This is a genomic window from Phenylobacterium sp. (assembly GCF_036263695.1).
In the GTDB taxonomy this organism is placed as follows: Bacteria; Pseudomonadota; Alphaproteobacteria; order Caulobacterales; family Caulobacteraceae; genus Phenylobacterium.
Window position 1 is genome coordinate 1 of record NZ_DATAGM010000266.1, and the last position, 3,739, is coordinate 3,739.

Genomic DNA, 3,739 nt, shown 5'->3' on the forward strand with positions numbered 1-3,739 from the left:
GACCAAGAAGGAGATCGGCAACCTGATCGACGTCGTCTACCGGCACTGCGGTCAGAAGGCGACGGTCATCTTCGCCGACCAGATCATGGGCCTGGGCTTCCGCGAGGCGGCCAAGGCGGGGATCTCCTTCGGCAAGGACGACATCGTCATCCCGGCCCGCAAGAAGGAGATCGTCGACGAGACCCGCAAGCTGGTGGAGGAGTACGAGCAGCAGTACGCGGACGGCCTGATCACTAAGGGCGAGAAGTACAACAAGGTCGTCGACGCCTGGGCCAAGTCCACGGACCGGGTCGCCGACGAGATGATGGCCGAGATCTCCTCGGCTCCGGTGGTCGACGGCCGCCAGCAGGAGATCAACTCGATCTTCATGATGGCCAACTCCGGCGCCCGGGGCTCGCAGGCCCAGATGAAGCAGCTCGGCGGGATGCGCGGCCTGATGGCCAAGCCCTCCGGCGAGATCATCGAGACGCCGATCATCTCGAACTTTAAGGAAGGCCTGACCGTCCAGGAGTACTTCAACTCCACCCACGGCGCCCGTAAGGGCCTGGCCGACACGGCGCTGAAGACGGCCAACTCGGGTTACCTTACCCGCCGTCTGGTCGACGTGGCGCAGGACTGCATCATCACCGAGGAAGACTGCGGCACCACCCGGGGCATCACCCTGCGCGCCGTCGTCGAAGGCGGCGACGTGCTGGTCTCGCTGGGCACCCGCGTGCTGGGCCGCTTCGCGGCCGAGGACATCAAGGACCCCGGCACCGGCGAGGTCATCGTGCCGGCCGACGCCTACCTCGACGAGAACATGGTCGACGTCATCGAGGCGGCGGGCGTGCAATCGGTGAAGGTGCGCTCGGTGCTGACCTGCGAGACCAAGGCCGGCGTCTGCGGCGCCTGCTACGGCCGCGACCTGGCGCGCGGCACGCCGGTGAATATCGGCGAGGCCGTGGGCGTCATCGCCGCCCAGTCGATCGGCGAGCCGGGCACCCAGCTGACGATGCGGACCTTCCACATCGGCGGCACCGCCCAGGTGGCCGAGCAGTCGTTCTTCGAGAGCGCCAACAACGGCGTCGTGCGGATCAGCGGCGGCAACACCGTCCAGGCCGCCGACGGCGAGCTGATCGTCATGAGCCGTAACCTGCAGGTCACGGTCCAGGTCGATGGCAAGGACCGCGAATCCTACAAGCCGCCTTACGGGGCGCGCCTGAAGGTGAAGGACGGCGACACGGTCAAGCGCGGCCAGCGTCTGGCCGACTGGGATCCGTACACCACCCCGATCATCACGGAAGTGGGCGGCCGGGTGCGGTTCGAGGACCTGATGGAGAACGTCTCGGTCCGCGAGGAAGCCGACGAAGCCACCGGCATCTCCAACCGCGTGGTCATCGACTGGCGCGCTTCGACCAAGGGCACGGACCTGCGTCCGGCCATGGCGGTGCTCGACGCGGACGGCGCCTACAAGCGCCTGGCGAACGGCGGCGAGGCCCGCTCCCTGCTGCCGGTGGGGGCCATCCTCTCGGTCGGCGACGGCGACGAGGTGAAGCCGGGCGACGTGCTTGCCCGACTGCCGACCGAAAGCGCCAAGACGCGGGACATCACCGGCGGTCTGCCGCGGGTGGCCGAGCTGTTCGAGGCCCGCCGGCCGAAGGACTGCGCGGTGATCGCGGAGATGGACGGCCGGGTCGAGTTCGGTCGGGACTACAAGAACAAGCGCCGCATCAAGATCACTCCGGAAGACGGCGGTGAGGCGGTCGAGTTCCTGATCCCGAAGGGCAAGCACATCGCCGTCCACGACGGGGACATCATCCGCAAGGGTGAGTACCTCATCGACGGCAACCCGGACCCGCACGACATCCTGCGGATCCAGGGGATCGAGGCGCTGGCCGACTTCCTGGTCAACGAGATCCAGGAGGTCTACCGGCTCCAGGGCGTGCCCATCAACGACAAGCACATCGAGACCATCGTGCGGCAGATGCTGCAGAAGGTGGAGATCCTCGAGCCGGGCGACACCGGCCTGCTCAAGGGCGACCACCTGGACAAGCTCGAGGTCGAGGAAGAGAACGCCAAGGCCGAAGCCCGCGGCGGCCGTCCGGCGCTCATCCAGCCGGTGCTGCTGGGGATCACCAAGGCGTCGCTGCAGACCCGCAGCTTCATCTCGGCGGCCTCGTTCCAGGAGACGACCCGCGTCCTCACCGAGGCTTCGGTGCAGGGCAAGATCGACACCCTGGAAGGCCTGAAGGAAAACGTCATCGTCGGCCGTCTCATCCCGGCCGGCACGGGCGCCTACCTGAGGACCATGCAGCGTATCGCCGCCAAGCGCGACGAGGCCCTCACCGCCTCCCGCGAAGAGGCGATGGAGCCGCTGCCGACCGAGATCGCCATCGATGCGGACGCCGAGAAGGCGAACGTCTGAGCCTCGGCTCGGAACTGAAGAACAGAGCGGCCCGGGAGCGATCCCGGGCCGTTTTGTCTTTCGCGCGGGGGCCGGCGAACTCTCGCGCGCCAGGCGAGTTTCTGCGCCCGATTCCTGACGGGGCCGAACGATGACGATGAAGGTGATGGCGGCCGCCGCGGCGTGGTGCATGGCGGGCGCGGCGTGGGCCGGGCCGCTGCCGACCGGCGGGGTGACCGCGCAGGAGGTGGCCCAAGCCCTGCAGGCCAAGGGGCTGCAGGCGAAGGTCGAGACGGATTCGCAGGGCGATCCGATGATCTCCAGCGCCCTCGACGGCGCGCCGTTCCGGGTGCTGTTCTACACCTGCAAGGGGGGCCGCTGCGCGGCCATCTCGTTCGCGACCGCGTTTCCCAACGCCGGGAACGTGGCGAGAGCTATCCGTATGTGGAATACGACGTCGACCTGGAGCGGGGCGGCACCACCGAAGCGATCGGCAACCCCATCGACGTCTGGGCATGGGTGATCCCGAACTTCAAGAAGCACGTGAATCCGTAGACATAGGCTGACGCCGAATTGTCGGCGTGGGAGCGGGGGCGAGAAAATGAGATTGGCGATGGCCGCGGGCGCGGCGGCGTTGGCGGTGGCCTGTTCGGCGGCCACGGCCCCGATTCCGGAAGGTGGGGTGACGGTCCAGGAGGTCGCGCGGGCCCTGCAGGCCCAGGGCTACAAGGCCGAAATCGGCCGCGACCGGGTGGGCGATCCGATGATCACTAGCGCCCTGGATGGCTCCAATTTCCGGGTGCTGTTCTACGATTGCGAGGCGGGCCGCTGCGCCGCAATCCAGTTCGCCACCGCCTTCGACGTGAAGGACGGCTTGACCCTGAGCCGGATCAACACGTGGAACCGCGAGCGGCGGTTCGGCCGGGCCTACCTGGACGACGAGATGGACCCGTTCGTGGAGTACGACGTCGATTTCGAGGTCGGGGCCACCACCGAGGCGGTCGGCAACGCCATCGATGTTTGGGAAGCGGTGGTCCCGGCCTTCAAGAAGCACATCGACACGGACTAACGGCCCGCGCCCGCCGCAGCGCCGGTGCAACTTGCCCGCGAGCCACCTCCTGACTACGGTGACGCTATCGTGGGGGAGTTCGTATGGCGTATCTGAGGTTCGCGGCGGGCGTCGCCGTACTGGCCGTTTCGACGTCCGCCGCCAGCGCGAAGGAGCCGCCGCCGCTGGCCGCCTTTGCGCGCCTGCCGGCTGTGGAGAGCGTGGACATCTCCCCCGACGGCAAGCGGCTGGCGCTGCTGGGCGGGCCGGCCGGGGCCCGCACCCTGGCCATCGCCACCATCGACGGG

Annotated in this window: 3 protein-coding genes and 1 pseudogene; all 4 read left to right on the top strand. The window is 68.2% G+C overall.

Annotated features, from left to right (window positions below):
- Positions 1-2,404: pseudogene (locus VHK87_RS10775) on the top strand (DNA-directed RNA polymerase subunit beta'); the annotation flags it as partial.
- Between the two features lie 130 nt (positions 2,405-2,534).
- A complete protein-coding gene (locus tag VHK87_RS10780) occupies positions 2,535-2,906 on the top strand; it encodes a YbjN domain-containing protein (protein ID WP_329634898.1) in 372 nt (123 codons plus the stop codon).
- A 90-nt stretch (positions 2,907-2,996) separates the two neighbouring features.
- The gene (locus tag VHK87_RS10785; RefSeq protein WP_329634899.1) at positions 2,997-3,452 is read left to right on the top strand and encodes a YbjN domain-containing protein; all 456 of its coding nucleotides are present in this window, start codon (positions 2,997-2,999) and stop codon (positions 3,450-3,452) included.
- 83 nt (positions 3,453-3,535) lie between these two features.
- Positions 3,536-3,739 (top strand): hypothetical protein (locus VHK87_RS10790; RefSeq protein ID WP_329634900.1); only part of this gene is annotated, 204 nt, incomplete at its 3' end.

What these genes read in the sequence shown, in the direction of transcription:
- VHK87_RS10785 (WP_329634899.1), top strand. Translation starts at nt 2,997, where the DNA reads ATGGCCGCGGGCGCGGCGGCGTTGGCGGTGGCCTGTTCGGCGGCCACG.
- VHK87_RS10780 (WP_329634898.1), top strand. Translation starts at nt 2,535, where the DNA reads ATGACGATGAAGGTGATGGCGGCCGCCGCGGCGTGGTGCATGGCGGGC.